The sequence below is a fragment of the Pseudalkalibacillus sp. R45 genome (assembly GCF_052246725.1).
GTDB lineage: Bacteria > Bacillota > Bacilli > Bacillales > Fictibacillaceae > Pseudalkalibacillus.
Map to the genome: position 1 here is coordinate 698,477 of NZ_JBQQCL010000001.1, position 23,654 is coordinate 722,130.

Genomic DNA, 23,654 nt, shown 5'->3' on the forward strand with positions numbered 1-23,654 from the left:
CTCTAAATTTTTTCGTCTACGACAATCCCCACAAGCTCCGCCATCGCCGCATACATATCCAAAAACTTTTTATTCGGTATCTCTCTAATAACCTCTTTTGTCTTGTCATCGATCACCTGAACATAATATCGATCTAACTTTTCATGGAGTTCGAATTTCAATGACGTATGTGTAGGTACTAAGAAGTCGTTCATGCTCTCCACTTTTTCTTGTAGATCTTGTTTTGTTAAAATTACATCCTGTTCTTTGTGATTTTCTTTCTGCTCAGATCGTTTCTCAGCATGTTGAGCTTCTAATCTACCATCCTGCTTCGGAAAAACCGAAGAAGATGAACTGACATTCCCTACACTCATAACCGCTCCCCCTATTAACTTATCTCTATCTTTTTTATCGGTTAAAAAATCATAAACTTAAGGGAAATATGATATAATTAAACGGAACATATGTTCTTACTTTGAAGGAGGATTTTGTTATGGATGATAATGAAATGATTGCATATATTAAAAAGTATTTTCCTTTTGAAAGTACAGAGAAGGTGGCTAAGTATTTAAACCTCTCTGAATTTAAAGTAAGGACCATTGCAAAGAAAAATCATGTTTACAAAAATGAAAATTACTTAAATGAACTTAAAAATCAGTTAGTCACGAACAGAAGAAAGTGGTATGAGAAAAACATCCCTAGTTTTTCTCCAACTTTTGTACAAGAGCAATTACTCTATGGGAGTTTACTAGGAGATGGATACATTAGTAGAGGAGCTCAACGGAGTATTAGTTTTGCTTATCAAGAACATTTTGGTGAGTCCCAAAGAGATTATAGAGAATGGAAATTATCCCAACTAGAAAATTTAGGTTTTAGAATAAACGGAAATTTTCTTCGCTCAGGCAGTCACTCCTACTTCACCCGTTTAAGAAATGACCTCTATAACGGTAGTTCAAAAAAGTCCTCACTGATAACTTCCTCAGTAAATGTAAGCATCCTATGTTTTTAACTACGCTTTACCTAGATGATGGGAGTCTTTCAATAACAACTCGATTGAATAAAAACAAAAAAATCGTTTATTGTACTCCTGGTATAACTATATCCACATTGAATTTTAAGAGAAAGGAGAATCATAAACTAGCAAATCATATTAATAACTTATTTAATACGAATTTTGTAGTTTCTAGCCACCCTCATGGCCATGAATCACTATTAAAGATTAATAAAGTAAAGGAAGTTCACAAATTTCTACAAATAATAGAACCTTATACAAATGGCATACCTTCAATGAATTATAAAACAAATATCGAGAAGAAAATTGAATCCATATCTAATCGTATATACAAAAAATACGGAAACAATATAACTATTCAAATAAGCTCTTCAGATAACCATAAGAATTACAGTTATGGAGAAATTAAAAGAATTATTACATTGAAACAATCAGGAATGCAGGATAAAGATATAGCCAAAAGTTTAAACAGAAGTTATTGGTCTATTGTATATAAAGTTTCAGAGTTACGTAAAAATGGCCGCCTCGATTGAGACGACCATAATTTGAAATTGATTAACGAAGAAGTTGAAGAACTCCTTGTGGTTGTTGGTTGGCTTGCTTCGCCGCTATGTCTTTCAATCATAGAATAGACTATATCTTCACCCTTTGTCAGGGGCTGGGCACTTCGAACAGTTATTTCTGCCCTACGAGATTCATAGTCATAGCTTTTATGCTTTAGACCGTGTTCTCTAGTCGTTGAACCTTCTCCACTCTTTCGAGACAGGAGCTTGGCTGCTGATTATCCAATCTCACTCATTTTTAAACCTTCACGCCTGCCGTTTCCAGCTGCGTTGTGGTTGAGAGAGCTTAAGGAAGTTCCAGCAATTCACCCAGTTATACTCTCATCCGTTACCAAATAAGACGCCCTTCAATCAGTTACCTAAGAAGTTGTAAAACTCCGTTCGGAGACTGCATTGATTGAGCTAACATTGCTTGTGCTGCTTGAGAAAGAATTGAATTCTTAGTTTGGTTCATCATTTCTTTCGCCATCGTGCGAACATTTACTTTCATAAATGACCAGACTATATCTTCACCCTCTAGTATTCTAGTAGGGGTCGGGCACTTCGGATCCACATTGTTGAACCGCAATGTTTCACCTACGGATTTCATCATCATAGCGTAAGCCTTAGATGGTTTATCCTAGTCGTTGAACCTTCTCCACTCTTTCAAGACAGGAGCTTGGATGCTGATTGCCCAATCTTTTCTTTTTTCAAACCATCACGCTTATCGTTTCCAACTACGTTGTGGCAAGAAAAGCTCTAAGGGGTTTCCAGCAATTCACCCGATAATGATCGCTAGCCGTTACCAGCTAGGACGACTGTGCTTGTCACTGCTTAAACAGCTAAAGCATAATCTACGTCACGGATTCGAGATTCCGCAGCTGTTAGGTTTTCAGAAGAGGTTCCTAAGTTATTGATTGTATGATCTAAACGGTTTTGTGTAGCTCCAAGTTTAGATCTTTCTGCTGAAACAGTTTCAATTGCATTGTTAATTGTAGTGATTGCAGTATCTGCAGACCCTTGAGAAGAAATGTCAATCCCAATTGCACCTTTTGTCCCGTCAGCAAATGCTGCATCTGCTTCAAGAACAAGATTACTGGAAGAATCATAGTAACCTGCAACTGTTCCGTCATCAGTAAGAGGATCACTGTCAGGGTCAGCAACTGCATCTTGCCATGTTCCAACTACTGTATTACCATCTTCTCCAATGAGTTCATCAGAAGCATTGGCTGTATATACTGTTCCAACTTGAAGTGCATCTGAACGCATGTCATTGACTGCTATCGATAAGTTTTGTCCTTCGTTTGCTCCAATATGGAATGTTCCAGCGAAAGAACCATCTAATAAGTTCTTAGTGTTAAATTCTGTGTTATCACCAATTCGAGTGATTTCAGAAGCAAGTTCGTTTACTTCCTTTTGTAGTTCTGCACGGTCAGAATCGGTATTCGTATCGTTTGATGATTGAACTGCTAATTCACGCATACGTTGAAGAATTGAATGTGTTTCATTCAGTGCACCTTCAGCCGTTTGGATTAGAGAAATCAAAATTGTTATCGCAGTGGTTTTTTATCCTCTGCTTCTTTATGTTTCCATAAAGCTCAGGTCATATCTTCACCCATCTAGGGGGTGCCCCGCGCTCGTGGGTAGGTTATCGGTACGGTTCCTCACTACCTGACCGTCACACCTTCCTAACTACTAATCACCGATTCATTAGGCTTGGCTCGGTATTGCCCACCATCCACATTTGCTGGTTTGGGGTTCCACCGAATTCACGGAGTTTTCAACTAAACATTACTGCTTAGTGCGGCATTTCTACTTTACCGTCTTGAGCGTTCTTAGACGCCATATCCAATCCACGGATTTGTCCACGCATTTTTTCAGAGATTGCTAGTCCTGCTGCATCGTCACCTGCCCGGTTAATACGTAGTCCTGAAGACAATTTTTCCATTGATTTCATTTGTCCGTTGTTTGCTGCACCTAACTGACGATACGTGTTAAGAGCTGCAATGTTGTGATTAATTCTCATTATAAAATTCCTCCTTGAATTTTGTGGAACCACATCCTTGTGGTTCTCTAATTTCGAAACACACGATAAAGTCGGCCGCCTTCATCATTGCTCGTTTACACACTTTATATCGTCTTTTTAATAGAGATCTTTAATATAAAATTGCAAAAAAAAATAAAAGGCTATTCTCCACCCTTCAATTAGTAGAGAACAACCCGACTCTTTACTATCATTTATTTTTTACTACTCCAGACAGCTTCTTGATTAAGTCAGTATCCACAGAAGCTGCATTGCTGTTTTCTTCTTGAATCGAAAGAAAAATCTCTTTCCTATGTATGTCGATGTTTTTGGGGGCGTTAATACCAATCTTAATTTGATCCCCGTCAATTCCAAGAACCTTAATTTCAATATCGTCTCCGATCTGTATGGATTGGTTCGGTTTCCGAGTGAGTACGAGCATTTATTTCTCCCCCTTTACTGTGGTAAGGGGTTGCGGGAACAATCGATGCTTCGTTTGATATTGATCATCATTCAAAACGATCTGTTTACCTGAACCGTTTTCGATATTCAAGACTATCGGTGCTTTCAAGTTAGCTGTCGTTTTCTCAAAAGGTTCCTGCACAGTCAAAATAACAAAAACCGCTACCTCTTTTTCATCTTTTATTGCCAACTGGTCTGTAACGGCATCCGGTATGTTAAACTCGTAATCCTGGAAAAACAGAAATGGATTTGTAATTACAAATGCTAGGTTAGGAGTCTTTACGGATTGCAAGATACTTAATGGTGTATCTTCATCTGCAAAAGGAAGAACGACAAACTGCTTTTCATCATTGAAACCTGGCAAACCTTGTGCAAAATCCAATAGTTCTTTCTCTTCTATTTCCATATCCCCGAAGTATTTCGTTTCAATTTTCATCATTTATCCACCACACTTTTCATATTAGACAAAATCAATTGATAGAGAATTTCCCTGTCTTAAAAAGACCTCAATATCACCAGGTTGATAGGTATGTGCCGGTTTTTTAGAAGTCGTCTCAATGATCGGTTTATTGACTTGAACATCGAAATCAACTTTAGCAGGTTGGTAATCTAACTTCACACTTCCAGCTGAAGGGATCCAACCGATGTTCCACTCTTTCATTTCACTGACACTGTTTACCCTTGCTTGTTCAGCAATTGGATTTCCACCATTTTCAATCCTCATTAACTGATCGCCTTCTTGAGCCCGGCGTGCAATCCCTGCAAGTAAATCTTCACGACCTAACTTAGACGCTTCTTCTGTCCGCACAAAAACATTTTTCAAATCCATATCGTTCCACGCTTGAGTCTGATCAATGGTCAGTACTCCTTTAGTGGTCTTGATTTTCAGGTCTGCTTTTGATTGTTGGATAGACTGTTCTGCTCTCGGCTGGCTGATCTGCTGTACTCCTTTAGTAGTTTCCAACCCTATCAAAGCAGGCTGCGATTGGATTCGGATTTGTGGAATCTGCATGACATCACCTCATTTAGCGAAAAAAGCTATCTGGCCAGATAGCTTTATCTTAAGAAATCCATTAAAGTAGGCTGAATAATACGAGCACCTGCTGCTAGAGCTGCCCGATGGATACTTTCTTGAGTCTTCAAGTCTATGATGACACGCTCCATGTCCGCATCTTCATTATCGGATAGGATTCTACTGGCGATAACTTCTTGTCCTGCAACACGATCGCTGATCATCTCAACACGATTATAGCGAGCCCCGAGCTCTGCTCTCTCAGCTACAACACTATCCATATGTGTGTCTAGTTTAGACAAATATGAACCAATTTCTTCATCAGTAAAACTTGGGTCTTTAAGTTCGCCAATCAAGTCTTGTAAATCTTGAAATAGGGTCTCTGAAAAAACTTCATCTTCGTTGATATTGACCCTAACCTTTATTCCTTTTGACACTTCAATCTGCACAACTTCACTTATTGCTGGCCTTTGAACCACGCCATCTTTTATAGGAGGTTCCGTCGTGTTATTCCCGTTAAAAATATACTTCCCGGCAACCTTTGTATTTGCGATATCTATCAGATGGTCGCGAATCTGGCTTACTTCTTTCGCGATTGCTTCCCGTTGTCCATCCTCATACGTACCGTTGCTTGCTTGAACCGTCAACTCACGGATTCTGTGCAAGGCTTGTCCTGCTTCATCCATAGCTGCATCCGAGTTATCCATCCAGTTATAAACCTCGGATAAATTACGTTTAAACTGCTCGACTTCTGTCAAATTCGTTCTGTATTCCATGCCTTTCATCGCTACAACCGGATCATCAGAAGGTCTGTTGATACGTTTTCCTGTCGCAAGCTGATCCTGATACTTGCCCATCCGTTCATAACTCTGGCTTAAATTACGAAGCATATTTCCTGTCAACATACTTTGTGTAACACGCATCTTTTACCCTACCTTCCTACTCGACCCATACCGTTTATGATCCGATCCAGCATTTCATCGATACTCGTAATATTCCGCGCAGCTGCATTATACGCATGCTGGAACTGCATCATTCTAGTCATTTCCTCATCTAGAGACACACCGCTTACAGATTGACGGCGTTCTTCAACCGATTGTTTTAACGTTTCAGAGTTATTCATCAACCGATTCGCTTGCTGTGTATCCATTGCCATTTCACCAATGACACCTTCATAAAAACTCTGAATCGTAGTATCACTTGAATCAAATGACAGCTCTTTATCTTTCACATCTGATAAATCTAACGCATTACTTCCGTCCCCAGCATTCCCATCATTTGAGGCAGCAATATTGTTTAGACCATCAGTTCCTGTAATATCACTATGTAATTTTATTAATGAAGCTACGTCTTTTGATTCCGTCAATTCATTAAAAAAGAACTTTCCAGTGTTCGTGTTTGGATCGTTTTGATCTAATCCATAACCACCACTATGGACAGCATTAAATTCATTGGCAAACTGAAACGCCATCTCATCAAGTTTCGATAACATTTTGGGATAAACTTCGTTGTAAGCCTCAATCTGCCCTAACAACTTCCCTTTTGCTGTAAAATCAATTGCATCAGATCCACCTGTCGCAGTTCCGTCCTTATCATACTCCGTCAACGTAAAGCTGTTTGCCTTTCCATCTTGATAACCGACCTTCAACTCATTCCAATTAAGCTTCTCCCCGTCAACCAGCGTTCCAATCGCTGTTCCGCTGTCATCGATCAATTGAATCGTGTACTTCCCTTCAGCAATTTCCAGGTCATCGCCGCCACTGTCAACCTTCGAAACCTTCACATTCGCCAATTCCGACAACTGATCGACCAACAAATCCCGTTTATCATACAAGTCGTTTGGCAAGTATCCGTGAGGCTCTAACTCTCCAATTTGCCTGTTCAAATCATTGATCTGTTCTGCATTCGAGCTGATCGTATCGGCAGAGTTATTGATTTGCAGCTTGATATCGTCTTTAATCGAATTGAGTGAACCCGACAAATAGTTGAACGTTTCCGCGAGTGCTTTTCCGCGTTCACGTACAACCGAACGTGCACCGGAATCCTCTGGGTTTACCGCTAAGTCCTGCAACGACTGCCAGAATCGGTCCATCGTTTTTCCTAATCCATGGTCAGACGGTTCGTTCATGATCTCTTCCATCTTTTGAAGGGCATCACTACGTGCAGACCAATACCCCGATTTCGTACTTTCACCGCGGAATTGCAAATCCAAAAAGCTCTCACGAACACGTTGAACAGATCCTGCCTCTACGCCCGTTCCGAGCTGTCCAGGAATCTGCGGCCGGTTACGTCCAGGAGCTGGGAATGCTTCTGTCTGCGTAAAATTGACACGCTGTCTCGAGTAGCCTGGCGTGCTCGCATTCGCGATATTGTGTCCAGTTGTTTGGAGTGCGCTTTGGTGGGTCCGCAACCCTCTGAGTGATGTTTCAAGTCCGTGAAACGTTGAAGACATGGTGTTTCCGCCTTTCCTATGCTTTAGAATCAAATATCGATCGTGATTTTTGATAACCGTTCTGTTGGTTCGTTTGGCCAGGACGTCCGTAATTTGCTGTTGTTTTCTTCGGCTCCATCAACGATAAGGAAGCATTGACGAATTGCAGTGATTGCCTCGTCAATTCATGGTTCAACTCATTCTGGTCTTGAAGTTCTTGAATCGTTTGTCTCAATTGATTTTGTGCATGAATGAGCTTCGCTTGACCCTCGTGATCATAAAACCGTAACAACTGTGCAAGCGAAGGGTTTTCATCGACGACAATGCCTTGCGCATTCAATAGCGTTTCAACTTCTCGAATCCGCTCATTTTCGATTCGTTCAATGGTTTGGATGCACTTGTTCTCTTCATTCAACAGTTTATCCAACACAGTTATATCGTTTTTCTTTAATGCTTCCGTCTTCTCTACGGAAATTTCTAAAAGTAATTTGTGCTGACTATGTAAATCGGACAACAGCCCGACCATACGATCCACCCTCATATGCTCACACCCTTAGCTTTTGGTCCAAAAATCGAGGAATTTCTTCGCGACTTTCCCTGAATCCACCTGATAGTTTCCAGATTGGATTTCATTTTTCAAGCGCTCGATCTTTTCTGCGCGTTCTGTTGAAGTACCCTGATTTTTCTGCATCTCAAGCGCTTCTTTTGAAATCTGGATCTTATCTTGCTTCACTTGCTGCTGTTGCGATTCTGCCGGTTTATTAAGCTGGTGTTTGTATGGGTTGTTTGAGATGTTTCCATATCGATTGATTTTCAATGGAATTTCCTCCTCATTTCCACCTTTGGATTATTTTTCTGTATGATAAGTTATTCGTTCCTCTTGTATATGTTTTTGGGTTAGTTCTTCATGTGAGTGCAAGTCTTTTTTCATGCGATCGTTACAATCCCCACAAATCCGACCGTCTTGAATGTTCTTCCCACAACGTTCACATGGGTAAGCAATATTCGGTAATTGATGAGCGCGGATCCTGCCCTCTTTTACAAATCGGATGATTGTTTTCTCTGGCACACCTGTTGCTTCGTGTACCTCCCATAAAGATGCTTCTCGATTCGCTTTTTTGCGGATGAATTTATACACGAGTTCATACATCTTTTCTTCTTCTTTATTACATGCATCGCACACTTGTCGAAACGACTTCGCGAATATGCGTCCGCACTGCGGGCAATTGGCTAACTCCGCCATGGATGCTCTCTCCTTCAATTCTACTATATCTAGTACATATATCGGTCATCTAAATTGAAAGTTTAGCCTTTTCATTTGTTTAGTAGGATTTACCCTCTTGCCACTGTAAAAGACATGACTTTCCGCGCACCTGCTTCTAGTAAAATCTTACCCGCAGCCTCGACTGTCGCTCCTGTTGTGTATATGTCATCGACTAAAGTAATAGATTTCCCATGAATATTCGAGCTACTTTTAAAAGTAAAGACCGTTTGATTCTCAAGGCGATCTGCCCGGGACTTCTTGCTCTGTTTTTCTTCGTGCAAAGGCCTTTCCAAAGCATCTACGACCGTAGCGCCAAGCGATATAGCAATCAATTCACTCTGGTTGAATCCTCTTTCGTAGTGCCTTTTCTCACTAAGCGGAATCGGGACCACTATCGTACCCCGAAACTCCTTTTTGAAAAGCGTCCGCAACTCGTCGCTGAACGCCTTGATCAATTCCGCGTCTCCTCGATATTTGAACTGTGCCATCCATTCCTGTAAAAAAGGATTATATTGAAATAAAGAGCGATTTTTGCTGATGGAACGCCCTTTCTTACTCCATTCGACACAATCCAAACAAATGTCGTTTTGGCGATATTTCTCGGGAAATAGCGAAAAAACACGTCCGCACTGTCGACAAATCTCTCCATCTATCCAAACAAGCTTTTCTCGGCATTCCCCGCACAACAAAGGCTCACCCTCTAACCCCAACAAATCTCTCCAACCTACTGAGGAAATGAAGTAACTTTTACAATAAAGGCATTTCATGCGTCCACTTGATCAGATGTACGCTTGTTATGCTGTTCGATTGACTGTTTTGCCGACACCATCGCTCTCGTTTTTCCATAATGGTAATAGACCACCTCACCATATGGGTCTTCTATACTACGGCCCATTCTCCCGGCAATCTGCACGAGAGCATTGGAGGTGAACACATCGTGATCAGCACCGAATACGGCAGCATCGATTTTCGGTACCGTAACGCCTCGTTCGAGAATGGTCGTCGTTATCAACATCGTAATCTCTCCTTTTCGAAATCGATTTACTTTCTCATTCCGATCTGGGTCCTCCGCATGAACGAAATCCACAGAACCATGATCTTTCAAACAATCAAACACATCATCCAAATGCTTTACAGTAGGGACAAACAGAAAACATTGCCGGTTGCTAAAGAGTCTTTCTTTCACCCAATCAAATAAGACTTTCGGCAGTCGCTTATTCTTCAACCCTTTCTTCCAATTCCCACACCATTCGAACCTTGGGACTGGTAATGAATGTCCGTGAAACCGTTTCGAGATATGGATGACATCCAAATCTTTCTTTTTAACTCGAGACAACAGGTTTTCGGAAGGGGTTGCCGACAAATAGATCCGCGTTGCTTCCTCTTTACAAGCTTTTTTGACCGCAAACTGTAAAGATTCATCGTATGAATACGGGAAAGCATCTACTTCATCGACGATCATGACATCGAAAGCTTCTTTAATGCGGAATAGTTGGTGGGTAGTGGACAAAATTAGTTGGGATGGGCTTTCGATAATGGAGTGACCGCCATAAAGTGCCTGGACTGCAACATTTGGAAAAGCGCTTTCAAATCTCGGTAAAAGTTCAGTGACGACATCGGTCCTTGGGGTGGCCAGGCAAACTCGCAAACCTGCACGCAGTGCTTTTTCAATACCCGGAAATAGAATCTCAGTCTTTCCTGCGCCACAAACTGCCCAGACTAATAGCTCACCTGCCCGCCCAACCAAGTCACTGATTTTTTCAGCAGCCATCGATTGCAGTTCAGACAACTGCCCGTCCCATCGTAAAATCGGTCCCTCCACGTTAAAGCACGGACTAGGTCCATTCCATCTCAACAACGGCGTACATTGGCTAACCCGCCCCATCATGATGCAGTTTCGACAATAAATGCAATTCGCTTTACAGCAGTAACAGGTAAAAGCAGCGAACAACGCTTTATCCTGGTTGCCGCACCTTTGACAGAGAATCCATGTTTATCATTTGTTATTCCTTTTTCATAACGAATGAAACCATGTAAATAATGGTGCTGAATTTTTTCAAGAGGAAACGGGATTTCATCTAAAAGGAGATGGCGGCCGTTCAAAAAATCTTGCAGCTCGCGATGGAAATGATAATCAGGTTGTAGTGGTGGATGTGGTAGTTCATCGATTTTGCTGATTGGAAGTAGTGAGGTGTCGTGATCAAGCAGAGGCTCGGGACAAAGGGTGGGTCCATTTTTGGAAGGAATGGTGGCAAAACGCATCAGTCTTGCCACCTGTATAAATTGGATAAGTGCATTATTCTTTGATCCATGTCAGCCCGATACTGCCTTCACCAAGGTGTGTACCGATTACCGGACCAAAATAAGTGATGATGACTTCTGCATCTGGAAAATCACGACGTAACTCTTCCGCATACCCCTTTGCCTCTTCCTCACGGTTGGCGTGGATGACCGAAATCTGTGCCGTTTCGTCTTTCCCAACATCATCATGAATCAATTCAAACAAACGTTTAATTGCTTTTTTACGTGTGCGGATCTTTTCAAATGGAACGATCTTTTTATCGACGAATTGTAGGACCGGCTTGACCTGAAGCAAGTTACCGACGAAAAATTGCGCGCTGTTCAAACGACCGCCCCGATGCAAATGGCTTAGATCGTCGACCATGAAGTAAGCCGGGATTCCTTTTGCACGGATGACCTTCAAGCGTGACAGGATAACTTTCGCAGCCTGTCCTTGTTCAGCCATTTTTGCCGCTTCAAGAACAAAAAATCCTTGCGGCATACAGCTGATTTCAGAGTCGAACACGTCGACATTGATCGAGTCGACCATCGACTTGGCCGTTTCAGCACTCTGGTACGTGCCGCTGATCTCGCTTGAAAGCGTAATGACGATAGTATCCGTATACCCTTCTTCAGCCAGCTTTTCATAGAGGTCTGCGAACAACCCGACCGCTGGTTGTGACGTTTTCGGCAACTTGCCGCCTTCCCGTACCTGCTGGTAAAAATCATCCACAGTCAGCTCTGTTTCTTCCTGATAGGATTCATTTTCAAAAATCACGTTCAGCGGGACCATCTTGATGTTGTATTGATTCCGCAGGTCTTTCGGCAGATAAGACGTACTATCCGTAATAATTGCAACTTTATGCATACGATTAATCCTTTCTAGTTATTTCCCTACCCTATGTATTTGACTAAAACTCTAAATTACCTTCCCTATTTTACTGGAATAATGTCGAATTGAACATGAAAATTTTAGTGGTATCACTAGTACCTGCTGATTGTTCAGTAATTTTCGAAGGCTCTTTTCTTAAAGATTGTTGCTTTTGGGTCATTTTTGTAAAGAATCACCTTGTGCAAGTTGATTGGAGAGCAAGGTGCGAGACTCCTCGAAAATGAAAATCGCATTTTCTTCGTGCGATGTAACGCTGCCGAAGCTTTTCTTGTCCTGCGGGATCAGCGGGACAGGTGAGACCATTCAATGTCGCAGGGCGACGAGTGGGCTCACCGCACGCCCCGCGGAAAGCGAGCATCCTGGAGCGGAAATCAACGACTTTCAAGAGCAACAAAGTTTGCGAATACAGCCTTTCCGAAAAATTAGTGGACAACAGAGACCTTATTGGACCCAAAACCCCTATCTTTTAAAAATTAGAGGACAACAGGGACCTTATTGATCTTAAACTTGATAAAATCATGATCAATTTCGGCAATTAGCGGAACAGTTGTCCTCTAATTTAAACAGGTTCTCCACCCTGCGAACTCAGAGCATGCAAGATGTCTAACTCAGTGACCCATCATTTGGCTTCTTTATAAAAAAAGAACCTTCTGGCGCGCCAGAAGGTCCATCTCAATCAATTTAATTCACTTTCACCCAGCCGTTTTTGATCGCTTCGACGACGGCCTGGGTACGGTCGTTCACGTTCATTTTCTGCAGGATGTTACTCACATGGTTTTTGACGGTCTTTTCACTGATGTAAAGCGCTTCGCCAATCGAGCGGTTGCTTTTCCCATCAGCTAGCATTTGCAAGACCTCACACTCACGCCGTGTCAAAATGTGAAGCGGTTTACGGTACTCCACCTCTTTAAAGCCAACTTCTCCGCCAGAATTTCCGCCGTGTGTCTTGATGCGACGGAATTCACTTAACAAGTTCACGGTTACCTTCGGGTGCAGGTATGCGCCACCGTCCGCAACAACCTTAACCGCTTCGATCAATGCATCTGCATCCATTTCTTTCAACAAATACCCGGATGCACCCGTTTGTACAGCATGCGTCACATAAGCCTCGTCATCATGAATGGAAAGGATGACGACTTTGATTTCAGGAAAACGTTCAACCAAACGGCGTGTCGCTTCAACACCGTTGATATTAGGCATGTTGATGTCCATCAACACGACATCAGGCGAAAAGGATTCGATCAAATCGACAGCATCCTGTCCATCGTCACCTTCTGCTACTACTTCAAAATTCTCTTCCATGTCCAAAATACGTTTTACGCCTTCACGGAACAGTTTATGGTCGTCAATCAATACAATACTTGTTTTCACGGCGTTTACTTGTGTCATTTCCATGCCTCCTGCTTACTTAATGGTATTTGAATGAATATCATAGTTCCCTTTCCAGGGTTACTTTCAATTTTGATGGTGCCTTCTAATAAATCGACTCGTTCCTTCATTCCGATGATGCCAAAAGATCGATCCTTTTTCTGTGTCTGATCGAATCCAATGCCATCATCTCGGACCAGGATCGACAACAATTCATCTTGAAACTCGACCTTCACCTTAATCTCAACCGCCCGTGCGTGTTTACATGCATTTTGCACTGATTCCTGAATAAGCCTGTAGGTGGCTACTTCCATTTTAGATGGAAGGCGCCGTTCGTTACCGAGACTTTTCAGATCGATTTGAATTCCTGTTGATTCCGAGACTGTACGAAGATATTTTTCGAGTGTCGGGATCAGCCCCAGGTCATCAAGTGCCATCGGCCGTAGATCATAGATAATCCGCCGGACTTCGATCAAAGCATTCTTGACCATCTGTCTCAAATCCTTTAATTCTCTATGCGCCTCATCGACACCTTTTTGCAAGTATATTTTTTCAATCAATTCTGAGCGTAATAGAACGTTCGCGAGCATCTGAGCTGGACCATCATGGATTTCCCGTGACACACGCCCTCGCTCTTCCTCTTGCGCTTCGATGATTTGTAAACCGAAATCCTGCTTTTCTTTGGCACCTTTAACGATTTCACCGACTTTACGAAGGTCGCTGTCCAGATAGCTCAAAACGACACTGATCTGACTGACCAATCGTTCTGCCCGCTCAACCGTTTCTTCCAACGAGAGGAGTCTCCGCTCGATATCATCTCTACGTTCCCGTAAAGATGTCTCCTTCTGGCGTGTCGAAATCAATTCCACTTGAAACTGGCTGGCAGATTCATAAGCTTGTTTGATTTCTTCTTCACCATACCGCTCAAAATGTTTACTGACCTCAGCCAGCTTCGTCCGAGCAAGGCGAGCTTTGGTTTCCAGTACATCCCCGCGTTGAATCGTTTCTAACACCAATTCTCTGATTTCTTTCAATTCTCTCGATAAACGTTCAAATTCTTCTCTTGATTGTTCGCCAATATCAAAGATTTGTTCTTTACTTTCAGTAACGGTGGCGATCGTTTTATCCAGGATTGAATCGATACTGCTTGGATCAAACGTTTTTGTAGGGTTCATGATCATCTGCCTCCAATACTACTGTAACGAACAATCCCCTCTAGGCACTAGGTCCTTCTTACCCATTTAACCGAAAAGTCCTATATCCAAAATTTTCCCTTATTAATTATTACACAGTTCGAAATAGTTTTGGAATTTATGACTTTCTTACTCAATTTTTTTCTATTATTTCTAAAATTTGATGGGAGATAAGTCCAGATATATAATTGAAAAAGGAATCAACCAATCTGGAGGTTTATATGCTCTCATCATATTATACCGTAAAAGGTTACGGAGAACACGAAATAAACGTACAAAAATCAAGATTTATCGCATATGTCGAAAGGGCTGAAACAGAACAAGCAGCTCAAGACTTCATCCAATCGATCAAAAAGAAGCATCATGATGCGAATCACAATTGCTCAGCGTATCTTATAGGCGAAAATGACCAAATTCAAAAAGCGAATGACGATGGTGAGCCAAGCGGTACGGCTGGAGTCCCGATTCTTGAAGTTTTAAAAAAGAGAAAATTGAAAAATACAGTGGTAGTAATTACCCGTTACTTTGGGGGAATTAAACTTGGTGCAGGGGGTCTGATCCGCGCATACGGGACTTCTACATCAGAAGGACTTGATGCGACAGGAATCGTGGAACGGAAATTGATGAATATCGTGGCTTTTCGAGTGAATTATTCCTTATTAGGTAAATTTGAAAATGAAATCAGAAACTCAGAGTATCCGCTTAAAACAATCAATTACTTGGATGATGTTGAATTTCAAGTCAATGTACCGGTTAATGAAAGGGACACACTCATTGACTGGATCACGGATCTTTCAAGTGGAAACGCTCATATATCCGATACCTCTGAAACGGAATATCTGGAACAAGAAGTATAGGGTACTACCCTTGGTAATGGAGCGGCGGGATATCGCTCCAGCCTCAATCTCTGAAAATTTCAGGTACAGCAAGTATGAATGCATTTAGCATCAGACCGACAATAATCCCGAATATCCCTCTCTTTACCACTCCACCATCCGTCGTTGTTACTGACATTTCTTTATGGATTTCCGTTTCTCTCAAGTTCAGTAATTCATCCGTAACTTTTGGTAAGGATTCTGCACCAGGATTGTGTTGTTCCATGTCTTCAACTTGTTTTTTCAGCATCTCTTCCTTTTGTGCATAAACCTCTTCACTTTTATCTAAAAGAGACGCAACAACCATATGCAAGCGTTCGCCCGCTTTCATTTCATCCTCATCCGTTAATGAAAGCGTAAGGATCTTCCCTTCTTTCAACTCAACGGACATATCCGAAAAATCTTCGTTGGAGGATGTCAACTGTTGCAAGTATCTCTTCGTCTTCAGTTTTTCCATCATCAGCGTATCATTTGTTAATATGCTATCCTGAAAGTTCCCGAGCATGATTTCGACAGTTGCAGTACTGACAACAGGGGCTTGCGCTGCCATGTAGTATGAAATCGCTCCAGTCAAGAGCGGTAAAAGAAGCAGCAGCCACAATAGTTTTTTTATCCTTACTCTTGTCCGATCAATGATATGACGCATAGTCTTCAAAGGCTCCCTCACGTAATTTTATGTTCAGATGCATGTAATTCAAAAAACCTAATCCAAAAGCGAACAATAACCAGGTATAACTTAACGTCATGATCGAGCTTGGGCTGACACTTGCGATCGAAAACACAACGAGACCCAAGATCAGACTCTCACTGATCATCTTCACCTTCCAGGAGGCATACGTTCGATTGATTCTAAAAAGTTTAATGACCATTCCGATATACAGCAGCAAATAACACGTAAAGATGAAGACGCCATAGTTCACCATGATCTCCGCCCACCAATTATGTAAATTCGTTTGGCCGAACGTTGGATAAATGCTTTCATTTTTTATATAGTACTCCGCATTCCCTGCTCCTATACCGAGCCCATACGTATCCCGCAGAAAAGCCATCCCGTTTCTCAACAGGTTTTTCCGGATATCAACCGAACCCTCTTCAACCCCAGGGTCACCTATAACACTTGAAACCTCAGCAACAACACTTCCAACGGCCGACATCACACGCTCAAAAAACAAGACCGTTCCAAGAAACACCGCACCTAATCCTAGAAATACCATCCTTACCTTCTGTTTAAGATTCGCTAAAAATATAAACCAAACGCTGAAACCGAGAAGGATCGCAATGATACTTGCCCGTGAAGTACTGACCAATATCAGATACAACCCGGATAAGGTGATGAACAGCCCTAAGCCTTTTAACCAAAGTTTTTTCGCGTGGTTAAAAAGGGCAAACCCGAAAAAGATCCCGATGACCATGAAGCTGGCAAAGTCATTCTCATTCGTAAAAACCGCTGACGGTCTTCCTCTGATATAATCCGGAGCAGTTGCAAGCCTCGATATCGGCAAATGCTGATGAGTCAGATGATTCCAAAAGCCGAGGAAGATGAAAAGCAGGACCGCACCAATCCAAATCGAAAAAAACACGACGTAATCCCGTTCTTTATAAAAGAAATAGACGACAAACAAAATCGTCAAAATCCCTGAAGTCAAGAAGATGAAGTCTCTGGCTCCGTAAGATAATGATTTTACCCAGCTTAACGACAAAAGACCATAACCTACCCAATACACGAAGAAATAGAGGGCAGGTTTAACGTATATGGAGTCGGTTGTTAATTTATGCTTTGGTTTGGCAAATTCGGATAAAAATAAAATCCCCATTACCATCAGAAAGATGCGATAAGGAAAGATACTGATCGGACCTGCTGTTACATTGATGATTCCGGGTCCGATGAAAAAACTTGCAATTAAAAGGTAAAGCACCAGAGAAGTGAGAGGCACCTGGTATAGGAAGATTTTCTTCACAACATAAAGCAACGCGAGAGAAGAAACAACCAATATTCCCGGCAAAACCAGGTCATTCCATGAGTTCAACGTATACACGTGTTGAAAGGACCAGCCAAGTATGAAGGAAAATAAGATCGCTAATAAGATTTGGTTTACTCTGGTGTACGCTGCATCTATATTCCTCATGGTAAACTCCTTCTGATTTAAATGCGTTGAAAAAGTTCGAAAAAGGCGGCTCAGGCCACCCTTCCCTCAATTTAACTTGTTGTAGAGCTCAATGAGTCGTTCACTCTCTTTTTCCCAATTGTATTTCTCTGCAACTGCTTTTCTTCCGTTCTCTCCCAATCGCCTGCAGCGTTCAGGGTCTCCCAGTAATTCGAGGATCGCTCTTGAGACTTCCGCTTCATCCAGTGGATCGACGCATATCCCGCAATCATTGTCTTCGACGATTTCTTTCCAAAGCGGGAAGTTCGAGGCGATGACCGGTAACCCTGCTGACATATATTCAAACATTTTGATCGGCAAGGAAACGACAAAGCGCGGTTCCGGGTGCAGCAGGACTAATCCAACTTGCGATTCAGCAAGCGTCTGTTTCACTTCCACACGTGATAAAAATCCTCTATAATCGACATGTTTCCATCCAGATAACTGTTTTACCTCTTCTTCAAGTGCAGGCGGGGCAAAAGTACCACCAAGGACTAGTTCAGCGGGACGGACCTGATTAACCCACTCCATAGCGTTGATCATCTCGACAATTCCTCTCAAGCGATAAATGCCTCCAAGGTAGACGACCTTACCACTTTCCAAACTCGACATTTCTCGTTCAGATCCTTCTTCATCAATAAGTTCTCGAAGAATCGGATAGTTATGGATCGTCACTGTATTTGGGTTAAAGGGACGGAATTTATCCATGATATAAGGCGTTGCGGTTACGACAGCATCGAAATTACTTGAAGCTTTCTTTTCATACCGCGCAAAAGCTTTCGACATCAGCTTCCGAACACGTTTCGGAATCCACTGCTTTGATAAAATCTGTTCCGGCACATCCTCATGCACGTCATAGATCACTTTTTTCCCTAGCCTTTTCAACTTCACCCCGATTGGAATCAGCTCTGGATCATGAAAATGGTACACATCTGCATTCTCGGCTTTTGCTGCTTCGAATACAGATCGCGTCGTCTTTAAAATCCGCTCAACTGGATGTCTCGGACTAGATGATACGCCCACAATCTTGACCCCATATTCTGTTCGGTTTTCTTCTTTCGGGACGATGTAGCTTACGTCATGCCCATCTTTTGCAAGTGATTGGCACTCCTTGATGACGATCCGGGTGTCCAGTCCCGAATGTACGGATGTTATGTGACAAATCTTCATTGGATCAACAACTTTCAAATAGTTCAACTGGTTCTTCTTTAATATTTTCTTCTAAATCATCGACAATACTTCTCCAGGAATATTCCCTTTCTACGAATCGCCGTCCGTTCCAGGCTAGTTCTTCATAGTCTTCCTCACTCATCTCTGCACATTCAATCACTTTTTCGGCAAGATCCTCAGGGTTCTCAGGCTCAGAGATGATTCCGCATTTGTTTTGTGTGATCAGTTCTTCACTTTCTCCTACACCTGAAAAAATAACCGGAACGCCGGCAGACAACGCAGGGAATATTTTAGAAGGTCGAGCACCCTTGAACAAATCGATGTTTTTCAATGTGACAAGGCTGAAATCCGTTATTGCATAGACATTTGGCATCTCACTGACCGGTACAGGATCATGGAACGTGACATTCCGCAAATCCATCTCCTTCGCCATTTTAACGATTTTTTGTTTTTCAGGGCCATCGCCAATGAATAGAAACGCGATATGATCCAATTGTCGATCCTGGATCAATTTTGCAGCCTTCAACACCGAATCCAACGCCTGAGCATACCCCATCCTTCCTGCGAAGGTGAAGACCTTTTTCCCAGTCATATTCAACGCCTCAAGCTTTTCAGCATTCTCAATACCAGGCGTGAATTGGTCCGTGTTCACACCATTAGGCAGCAAGAAGACATCCTCTTCGCCTTTGCCTTGCTTAAGCATGTACTCCTTGATCCCTTCTGTTGCAGTTGCAATTTTCCAGGCCTTTTTATATAAAAATCGTTCAAGCTTTTCAGCCAATCGAATACAGGTTTCATTTTTCAAGATGCCAAGCTCCACAGCTGATTCAGGCCAAATATCCGCCACATTGAAGATGAACTTCGCCCGCTTCAATTTCGAAGCGATATACCCGGTGATTCCTAAAAACAATGGCGGTGACGTGCAGATGATGACGTCTGCGGGCTTTGCCTTAAACACAGAATAAAATGCACTGAATGTAAAAGAAAAATAAGATCCAAGCCTGCGTAAGAAACTCCCTTTCGGAGAAGGATAGATCCACGTCCGATGAACAGGGATTCCGTCATAGTTCTCAAACTGATAAAACTTGCCCTTGTATTCTTCAGGAATTTCACCATGCGGGTGATGAGGGAATGCTGTCAGTACCTCTACTTGATGTCCGCGTGCGATCAATTCTTTTCCTATCTCATATAGTCTGATCTGGGGTGCACCAACTTCTGGTGGAAAGTTTTCACTTAATAGGATGATTCGCATTTCTTCTCCCTCACTTGTCGAGTGACTTTTGTACTGATTGGACCAACAATCTTAGAATTTATGATCAAGTTCGTTTATCATGCTGTTGATTCCAGCTTCAACGGAATAGACTGGCACCCATCCTGAAGCTTTTTTGAATTTAGAGTTATCGAGACAGCTCCGGTAGATGTCGCCTTTACGAGCTTCGATATGCTCAGGTGTGACATCTCTCCCCATCGCTTCAATCATATGCTTGCATAGTTCGTTAATCGTGATTTCAGTGTTCGTGCTCAGGTTATACGTCCCGTTTGGCGTGTCTAGTGCATATAAATGAGCCCGCGCAATATCTTCTACATAGATGAAGTCCCTTGTCTGATTCCCATCCCCTTCGATTTTCGGGGTCTTCCCTTCAGCAAGAAGATCGTAGAAAATCTTGATTACGCCACCTTCACCTTTCGCGGTCTGCTTTGCTCCGAACACATTGGCATAGCGCAGAATGACAAATTCGATGCCGTACATGCCGGATAAAATCTCTACATACTTTTCAGCTGTCATTTTTGATATGCCATAAGGCGACATCGGTTCTAAAATACTCTCTTCCTTGATCGGTAATTGGTCATTGTCACCGTAAACTGCTGCCGATGATGCGAAGATGACCTTCTTAACATTTGCTTTTTTCGCGAATTCTACTACTTTAATGGTTCCAGCAATGTTCTGCTCCATATCAAACATCGGGTCTTGAACAGAGACAGGGACCTGGATCTGAGCTGCGAGGTGGATAATGACATCAATATCGTCTACCCCTTTCAAATCTGAAAGGTTCTGGATGTCACCCTTATAGAAGGTGTCATCTTGTCCGATATTGTCGGGATTGCCTGTAGACAAATTGTCCACAATCAATACCTGATGCCCTTTTTCCTTCAAAAGATCTTTCGTGTATGTTCCAATGAAGCCTGCCCCGCCTGTTAGTAAGACCTTCATTCAGAAAACCTCCGATTATCTGTCAGCCATTTTCGTTTTCAATTGCTTGAATAAATTTGAATAGAGATAAAGATCCTCTCTTTGTATCAAAAGGAAACTGCGATAATTTGAACTTGTCACTTTCTTATATAAATAGATCTTGATAATAAGGCTTAAAATATAAGTTGCCGTAGTCGCTACGGCTGCCCCTACCACACCGTAAAGAGGTATCAAATAGATGTTCAAACCGACGTTGAATAAAACGTTGAAGAGTGAAACATACATGTTCACCTCAGGTTTCCCACGTCCGGCGATATCATTTGATAGGAGCCTGTCGATCGATAATGCCGCTACTCCGGGGATGAGCCATTTCAACAGGCTTGAACTCTTTTCATACTGAGCCCCGAATAACAAATCGATCACCCAATCGGCAAAGAAAAAAACACCAATCGTCAACAACAGTACAAAGACTAAAAAGTTTCTCGTCAATATCGATGTAACGCGATTGCGGTCCCTTTCATCATCAACCGATGCGATCCTGGGAAGCAGGACCGTCGATAGGGATTGCGATAGTATCGATATTCGCTCCCCGATATTGACGGCTGTCACATAAACTCCTACTGCTGCAGGGTTCAGAAAGTAACCTAACAAAAGAAGGTCAATTCGATAGTTTAAAAAAGACATCACGTTACTTATATGTGCTTTCAATCCAAACATGACTGACTTTTTGAAGTATGCAAGATTGAAAACCCCTTTTTCATACCTGAAGCCGAATTTGGCATACAGGATATAAACAATTGAAACTGTCGTGATCAAATGCCCTAAAATAAAGGCTACGACAGCTCCAGTGAGTCCATAATCCAACACAATGATGAATAAGCTAACAAAAAACAAAGTACCTAATTGCGTAATGATCAATATCGTGTTAAACACACCGAATTGCTGTAATCCCTGGAATACGGTCTGAAAATAGATATTCAAAAACATGAACGGCAATGCGATCAAGCTCAATAACAAAAATGTTGTTGATGCTTCTTCAAAAAATTGATCTGAAAAAAAGAGCGCAATCACCATTCCGATCAGAATCGAAACAAAACTTAAGAAAATACCAATATATAAATTGTTTTTTACTGCTGAATCAACGTCGATCTCTTCACGACTTACATAATAGATCGTCGATGTATTGACCCCTAGATTCAAAAACGTCATTAACAACTGGGGCAATAAGATAACGAGTGTATATTGACCTTGTCCGGATGGGCCAAGAAATCTTGCGAGTACGATCAATAGCAACATCCCAAGAAGGATACTGGTGAATTGTCGTGTAATCGTGATAAAACTGTTTTTCGCAAAGCTATTCCTAGCCTTCATGTTGTTGGTTTCCTCCTAATAGGACTAGTTGCTTGGAAAATTCAGCGTAATTTTTCTCTGCATTATAATTTTCATCCCACATTTCATAGGCATGTTTACTTGCTGAATCATATTCAAGGTCCGACATAGCAGCAAACGCCTCGATTGCCTCCGCAATTTGCTCTGGTGAGGCCTCCTTCTCCAGCAGCTTTCCGTTCTGATCATTGACCAGTTCGGACGTACCTCCAACATCTGTTGCCACTACAGGGATCCCGCAACTGAACGCTTCCATGATCGAAACCGGGACTCCCTCGCTCGCACTCACATTCATGAATAGATCAACCGGGGTCTGTTGATAGTACGTTCGAATTTGAGCATTATTCATAAACCCGAGAAACTCCCACTCCACATTAGTTGGAAGTTTTTCTGTTGCGAGTTCATTAAGCTGATCCCATAACGGACCATTTCCTATATGCGTCCACTTCACGTTCAGCTTTGTTCGATTCAATGCTTCAATGAGCAGATCCAATCGTTTCACATCGACCATATAAGAGCACGTGACGATGTGGAGTTGCTCCTCCTTATTCTGGGGATTGGTTTGTTCTCCCCCGACTGTTCCCAGTCTACTAACCGAAAGTTTAGCCGGAATTAAGTGAGGATGTTGATTTTGTAAATAATTTTTCCCATCAGCCGAAATGGTGTAAATCTTGTAAAGGTTCGTAATAGTCTTTCCTTGTAATGGAAGGTACGGCGGTGTATGTCTATAAGCGTATAAGTCTCCTCCATGTGCTCTTGAAACACCCTTAATAGCTTCCCCATATTTTTCCTTAAGCATTCCTATAGCAACCGCAGCTGGACTTAGCCAATAGGAATAGAAAACACACTCTGAAAGGTTTGTGTTGTTTTTCACATAATGACGTTCAATTTGATTCCGGATTTTAACCGCCATACCTAACCAACTGATCAAGTTCAAAATTCCAGGCAGTCCATATTGTCGTGCTGAACCATATTCATTAATGAACCATTTCATAGCCTGAGCATCAGACAATAAAGTAAGCCTGTGAAAATAGGCAAGTGTTTTGAAGTTTTTATTGCTTTGTTTAAATGGTTTTACTTGGGCGTTCTCAGGCACTTCTCTTTGTTCGTTCTCAGACGTATATGCTACAGGAGATATTATGATTTTATGGAAGTCCTTGTGTAGATATTGTAGTTCAGTCTCAAAAAAATGTTCTCCAGGCATGTATGGAAAGTTTTGTGTTAATACGATCAAGGTCGAATTCATAGAAAATCCCTCATTTTTTCGTTAGTTTAATTTTTAGCAGATTGGTTCACTTTTTATACCAAATGTTAAAAGGGTTTTGAGATAGCTTTTCCGAAACATTGACTTCCTCAGATAAGAAGTTACCCTATCACTAATTAATTCTTCGTGTGTGTGGAATAAATATTGACGACATTTCTAGTGATGA

At 41.9% G+C, this 23,654-nt stretch carries 27 protein-coding genes and 2 pseudogenes; 3 read left to right on the plus strand and 26 right to left on the minus strand.

All coding sequences use genetic code 11. The features are described from left to right. Positions 1 to 2: 2 nt before the first annotated feature. Entirely contained in the window at positions 3 to 353 is a 351-nt protein-coding gene (gene flaG / locus ACTWQL_RS03420; protein WP_443141011.1) for a flagellar protein FlaG, read from the minus strand. A gap of 119 nt (positions 354 to 472) precedes the next feature. Here flaG and ACTWQL_RS03425 point away from each other — a divergent pair, with 119 nt between their 5' ends. Next, entirely contained in the window at positions 473 to 988 is a 516-nt protein-coding gene (locus ACTWQL_RS03425) for a hypothetical protein (RefSeq protein ID WP_443141012.1), read from the plus strand. After that, complete coding sequence (locus ACTWQL_RS03430; RefSeq protein WP_443141013.1) at positions 979 to 1,524, plus strand: hypothetical protein; 546 nt, start codon at positions 979 to 981, stop codon at positions 1,522 to 1,524. The genes ACTWQL_RS03425 and ACTWQL_RS03430 overlap by 10 nt, the downstream gene beginning before the upstream one ends. A 385-nt stretch (positions 1,525 to 1,909) precedes the next feature. Here ACTWQL_RS03430 and ACTWQL_RS03435 read toward each other — a convergent pair whose 3' ends face one another. The 18 genes and pseudogenes from ACTWQL_RS03435 to ACTWQL_RS03520 form a co-directional block, all read right to left on the minus strand. Further along, positions 1,910 to 2,146 (minus strand): flagellin, encoded by a 237-nt coding sequence (locus ACTWQL_RS03435; RefSeq protein ID WP_443141014.1) that lies wholly within the window; start codon positions 2,144 to 2,146, stop codon positions 1,910 to 1,912. Between the two features lie 233 nt (positions 2,147 to 2,379). Next, a pseudogene (locus ACTWQL_RS03440) lies at positions 2,380 to 3,087 on the minus strand (flagellin N-terminal helical domain-containing protein); the annotation flags it as partial. 265 nt (positions 3,088 to 3,352) lie between these two features. After that, a pseudogene (locus ACTWQL_RS03445) lies at positions 3,353 to 3,559 on the minus strand (flagellin N-terminal helical domain-containing protein); the annotation flags it as partial. A gap of 208 nt (positions 3,560 to 3,767) precedes the next feature. Continuing rightward, complete coding sequence (csrA, locus tag ACTWQL_RS03450; RefSeq protein ID WP_443141015.1) at positions 3,768 to 3,998, minus strand: carbon storage regulator CsrA; 231 nt, start codon at positions 3,996 to 3,998, stop codon at positions 3,768 to 3,770. Continuing rightward, on the minus strand, positions 3,999 to 4,454 hold the full coding sequence (gene fliW / locus ACTWQL_RS03455) for a flagellar assembly protein FliW (protein WP_443141016.1): 456 nt from the start codon (positions 4,452 to 4,454) through the stop codon (positions 3,999 to 4,001). Between the two features lie 24 nt (positions 4,455 to 4,478). Beyond that, positions 4,479 to 5,030, minus strand: coding sequence for a DUF6470 family protein (locus ACTWQL_RS03460; protein WP_443141017.1), 552 nt, complete (start codon positions 5,028 to 5,030; stop codon positions 4,479 to 4,481). Positions 5,031 to 5,074: 44 nt separating this feature from the next. Further along, entirely contained in the window at positions 5,075 to 5,953 is an 879-nt protein-coding gene (flgL, locus tag ACTWQL_RS03465; protein ID WP_443141018.1) for a flagellar hook-associated protein FlgL, read from the minus strand. Positions 5,954 to 5,961: 8 nt separating this feature from the next. Next, positions 5,962 to 7,482 carry a flagellar hook-associated protein FlgK gene (gene flgK / locus ACTWQL_RS03470; RefSeq protein ID WP_443141019.1) on the minus strand — a complete coding sequence of 507 codons (1,521 nt, stop codon included), beginning with the start codon at positions 7,480 to 7,482 and terminating at the stop codon, positions 5,962 to 5,964. 16 nt (positions 7,483 to 7,498) lie between these two features. Further along, positions 7,499 to 8,002 (minus strand): flagellar protein FlgN, encoded by a 504-nt coding sequence (locus ACTWQL_RS03475; RefSeq protein WP_443141020.1) that lies wholly within the window; start codon positions 8,000 to 8,002, stop codon positions 7,499 to 7,501. 12 nt (positions 8,003 to 8,014) lie between these two features. Further along, positions 8,015 to 8,278: a flagellar biosynthesis anti-sigma factor FlgM gene (gene flgM, locus ACTWQL_RS03480; protein WP_443141021.1), complete on the minus strand. Its 264-nt coding sequence runs from the start codon at positions 8,276 to 8,278 to the stop codon at positions 8,015 to 8,017. 30 nt (positions 8,279 to 8,308) lie between these two features. Beyond that, positions 8,309 to 8,704, minus strand: coding sequence for a TIGR03826 family flagellar region protein (locus ACTWQL_RS03485; RefSeq protein WP_443141022.1), 396 nt, complete (start codon positions 8,702 to 8,704; stop codon positions 8,309 to 8,311). Between the two features lie 89 nt (positions 8,705 to 8,793). Beyond that, positions 8,794 to 9,300 (minus strand): ComF family protein, encoded by a 507-nt coding sequence (locus tag ACTWQL_RS03490; protein ID WP_443141023.1) that lies wholly within the window; start codon positions 9,298 to 9,300, stop codon positions 8,794 to 8,796. A gap of 188 nt (positions 9,301 to 9,488) precedes the next feature. Next, positions 9,489 to 10,514, minus strand: a complete 1,026-nt coding sequence (locus tag ACTWQL_RS03495; protein WP_443141024.1) for a DEAD/DEAH box helicase — start codon at positions 10,512 to 10,514, stop codon at positions 9,489 to 9,491. Between the two features lie 95 nt (positions 10,515 to 10,609). Then, complete coding sequence (locus ACTWQL_RS03500) at positions 10,610 to 10,987, minus strand: hypothetical protein (protein ID WP_443141025.1); 378 nt, start codon at positions 10,985 to 10,987, stop codon at positions 10,610 to 10,612. Between the two features lie 34 nt (positions 10,988 to 11,021). Then, positions 11,022 to 11,873: a DegV family protein gene (locus tag ACTWQL_RS03505; protein WP_443141026.1), complete on the minus strand. Its 852-nt coding sequence runs from the start codon at positions 11,871 to 11,873 to the stop codon at positions 11,022 to 11,024. Between the two features lie 180 nt (positions 11,874 to 12,053). After that, positions 12,054 to 12,200, minus strand: a complete 147-nt coding sequence (locus ACTWQL_RS03510; protein ID WP_443141027.1) for a hypothetical protein — start codon at positions 12,198 to 12,200, stop codon at positions 12,054 to 12,056. Between the two features lie 378 nt (positions 12,201 to 12,578). Then, positions 12,579 to 13,286, minus strand: a complete 708-nt coding sequence (locus tag ACTWQL_RS03515; RefSeq protein ID WP_443141028.1) for a response regulator — start codon at positions 13,284 to 13,286, stop codon at positions 12,579 to 12,581. Next, positions 13,283 to 14,440 (minus strand): sensor histidine kinase, encoded by a 1,158-nt coding sequence (locus ACTWQL_RS03520; protein ID WP_443141029.1) that lies wholly within the window; start codon positions 14,438 to 14,440, stop codon positions 13,283 to 13,285. The genes ACTWQL_RS03515 and ACTWQL_RS03520 overlap by 4 nt, the downstream gene beginning before the upstream one ends. Before the next feature lie 239 nt (positions 14,441 to 14,679). On the opposite strand from ACTWQL_RS03520, the gene ACTWQL_RS03525 reads away from it, so the two are divergent. After that, complete coding sequence (locus ACTWQL_RS03525) at positions 14,680 to 15,315, plus strand: YigZ family protein (protein ID WP_443141030.1); 636 nt, start codon at positions 14,680 to 14,682, stop codon at positions 15,313 to 15,315. 43 nt (positions 15,316 to 15,358) lie between these two features. Here the strand turns inward: ACTWQL_RS03525 and ACTWQL_RS03530 are convergent, their stop codons facing one another. From ACTWQL_RS03530 to ACTWQL_RS03560, 7 genes are all read right to left on the minus strand, one after another. Continuing rightward, a complete protein-coding gene (locus tag ACTWQL_RS03530) occupies positions 15,359 to 15,979 on the minus strand; it encodes a hypothetical protein (protein WP_443141031.1) in 621 nt (206 codons plus the stop codon). Then, positions 15,963 to 17,459, minus strand: a complete 1,497-nt coding sequence (locus ACTWQL_RS03535; protein WP_443141032.1) for an O-antigen ligase family protein — start codon at positions 17,457 to 17,459, stop codon at positions 15,963 to 15,965. Before ACTWQL_RS03535 ends, ACTWQL_RS03530 begins: the two co-directional genes overlap by 17 nt. A 66-nt stretch (positions 17,460 to 17,525) precedes the next feature. Continuing rightward, complete coding sequence (locus ACTWQL_RS03540; RefSeq protein ID WP_443141033.1) at positions 17,526 to 18,674, minus strand: glycosyltransferase family 4 protein; 1,149 nt, start codon at positions 18,672 to 18,674, stop codon at positions 17,526 to 17,528. Next, positions 18,652 to 19,899 (minus strand): glycosyltransferase family 4 protein, encoded by a 1,248-nt coding sequence (locus tag ACTWQL_RS03545; RefSeq protein ID WP_443141034.1) that lies wholly within the window; start codon positions 19,897 to 19,899, stop codon positions 18,652 to 18,654. The genes ACTWQL_RS03540 and ACTWQL_RS03545 overlap by 23 nt, the downstream gene beginning before the upstream one ends. Positions 19,900 to 19,950: 51 nt before the next feature. After that, on the minus strand, positions 19,951 to 20,859 hold the full coding sequence (locus ACTWQL_RS03550) for an NAD-dependent epimerase/dehydratase family protein (protein ID WP_443141035.1): 909 nt from the start codon (positions 20,857 to 20,859) through the stop codon (positions 19,951 to 19,953). 15 nt (positions 20,860 to 20,874) lie between these two features. Next, on the minus strand, positions 20,875 to 22,209 hold the full coding sequence (locus ACTWQL_RS03555; RefSeq protein ID WP_443141036.1) for a flippase: 1,335 nt from the start codon (positions 22,207 to 22,209) through the stop codon (positions 20,875 to 20,877). Further along, positions 22,199 to 23,470: a glycosyltransferase gene (locus tag ACTWQL_RS03560; protein WP_443141037.1), complete on the minus strand. Its 1,272-nt coding sequence runs from the start codon at positions 23,468 to 23,470 to the stop codon at positions 22,199 to 22,201. Before ACTWQL_RS03560 ends, ACTWQL_RS03555 begins: the two co-directional genes overlap by 11 nt. Between the last annotated feature and the right edge of the window lie 184 nt (positions 23,471 to 23,654).

What these genes read in the sequence shown, in the direction of transcription:
- flaG (WP_443141011.1), bottom strand. Translation starts at nt 353, where the DNA reads ATGAGTGTAGGGAATGTCAGTTCATCTTCTTCGGTTTTTCCGAAGCAG.
- ACTWQL_RS03425 (WP_443141012.1), top strand. Translation starts at nt 473, where the DNA reads ATGGATGATAATGAAATGATTGCATATATTAAAAAGTATTTTCCTTTT.
- ACTWQL_RS03430 (WP_443141013.1), top strand. Translation starts at nt 979, where the DNA reads ATGTTTTTAACTACGCTTTACCTAGATGATGGGAGTCTTTCAATAACA.
- ACTWQL_RS03435 (WP_443141014.1), bottom strand. Translation starts at nt 2,146, where the DNA reads ATGATGAAATCCGTAGGTGAAACATTGCGGTTCAACAATGTGGATCCG.
- csrA (WP_443141015.1), bottom strand. Translation starts at nt 3,998, where the DNA reads ATGCTCGTACTCACTCGGAAACCGAACCAATCCATACAGATCGGAGAC.
- fliW (WP_443141016.1), bottom strand. Translation starts at nt 4,454, where the DNA reads ATGAAAATTGAAACGAAATACTTCGGGGATATGGAAATAGAAGAGAAA.
- ACTWQL_RS03460 (WP_443141017.1), bottom strand. Translation starts at nt 5,030, where the DNA reads ATGCAGATTCCACAAATCCGAATCCAATCGCAGCCTGCTTTGATAGGG.
- flgL (WP_443141018.1), bottom strand. Translation starts at nt 5,953, where the DNA reads ATGCGTGTTACACAAAGTATGTTGACAGGAAATATGCTTCGTAATTTA.
- flgK (WP_443141019.1), bottom strand. Translation starts at nt 7,482, where the DNA reads ATGTCTTCAACGTTTCACGGACTTGAAACATCACTCAGAGGGTTGCGG.
- ACTWQL_RS03475 (WP_443141020.1), bottom strand. Translation starts at nt 8,002, where the DNA reads ATGAGGGTGGATCGTATGGTCGGGCTGTTGTCCGATTTACATAGTCAG.
- ACTWQL_RS03485 (WP_443141022.1), bottom strand. Translation starts at nt 8,704, where the DNA reads ATGGCGGAGTTAGCCAATTGCCCGCAGTGCGGACGCATATTCGCGAAG.
- ACTWQL_RS03500 (WP_443141025.1), bottom strand. Translation starts at nt 10,987, where the DNA reads ATGCGTTTTGCCACCATTCCTTCCAAAAATGGACCCACCCTTTGTCCC.
- ACTWQL_RS03505 (WP_443141026.1), bottom strand. Translation starts at nt 11,873, where the DNA reads ATGCATAAAGTTGCAATTATTACGGATAGTACGTCTTATCTGCCGAAA.
- ACTWQL_RS03510 (WP_443141027.1), bottom strand. Translation starts at nt 12,200, where the DNA reads ATGGTCTCACCTGTCCCGCTGATCCCGCAGGACAAGAAAAGCTTCGGC.
- ACTWQL_RS03515 (WP_443141028.1), bottom strand. Translation starts at nt 13,286, where the DNA reads ATGACACAAGTAAACGCCGTGAAAACAAGTATTGTATTGATTGACGAC.
- ACTWQL_RS03520 (WP_443141029.1), bottom strand. Translation starts at nt 14,440, where the DNA reads ATGAACCCTACAAAAACGTTTGATCCAAGCAGTATCGATTCAATCCTG.
- ACTWQL_RS03525 (WP_443141030.1), top strand. Translation starts at nt 14,680, where the DNA reads ATGCTCTCATCATATTATACCGTAAAAGGTTACGGAGAACACGAAATA.
- ACTWQL_RS03530 (WP_443141031.1), bottom strand. Translation starts at nt 15,979, where the DNA reads ATGCGTCATATCATTGATCGGACAAGAGTAAGGATAAAAAAACTATTG.
- ACTWQL_RS03535 (WP_443141032.1), bottom strand. Translation starts at nt 17,459, where the DNA reads ATGAGGAATATAGATGCAGCGTACACCAGAGTAAACCAAATCTTATTA.
- ACTWQL_RS03545 (WP_443141034.1), bottom strand. Translation starts at nt 19,899, where the DNA reads ATGCGAATCATCCTATTAAGTGAAAACTTTCCACCAGAAGTTGGTGCA.
- ACTWQL_RS03550 (WP_443141035.1), bottom strand. Translation starts at nt 20,859, where the DNA reads ATGAAGGTCTTACTAACAGGCGGGGCAGGCTTCATTGGAACATACACG.
- ACTWQL_RS03555 (WP_443141036.1), bottom strand. Translation starts at nt 22,209, where the DNA reads ATGAAGGCTAGGAATAGCTTTGCGAAAAACAGTTTTATCACGATTACA.
- ACTWQL_RS03560 (WP_443141037.1), bottom strand. Translation starts at nt 23,470, where the DNA reads ATGAATTCGACCTTGATCGTATTAACACAAAACTTTCCATACATGCCT.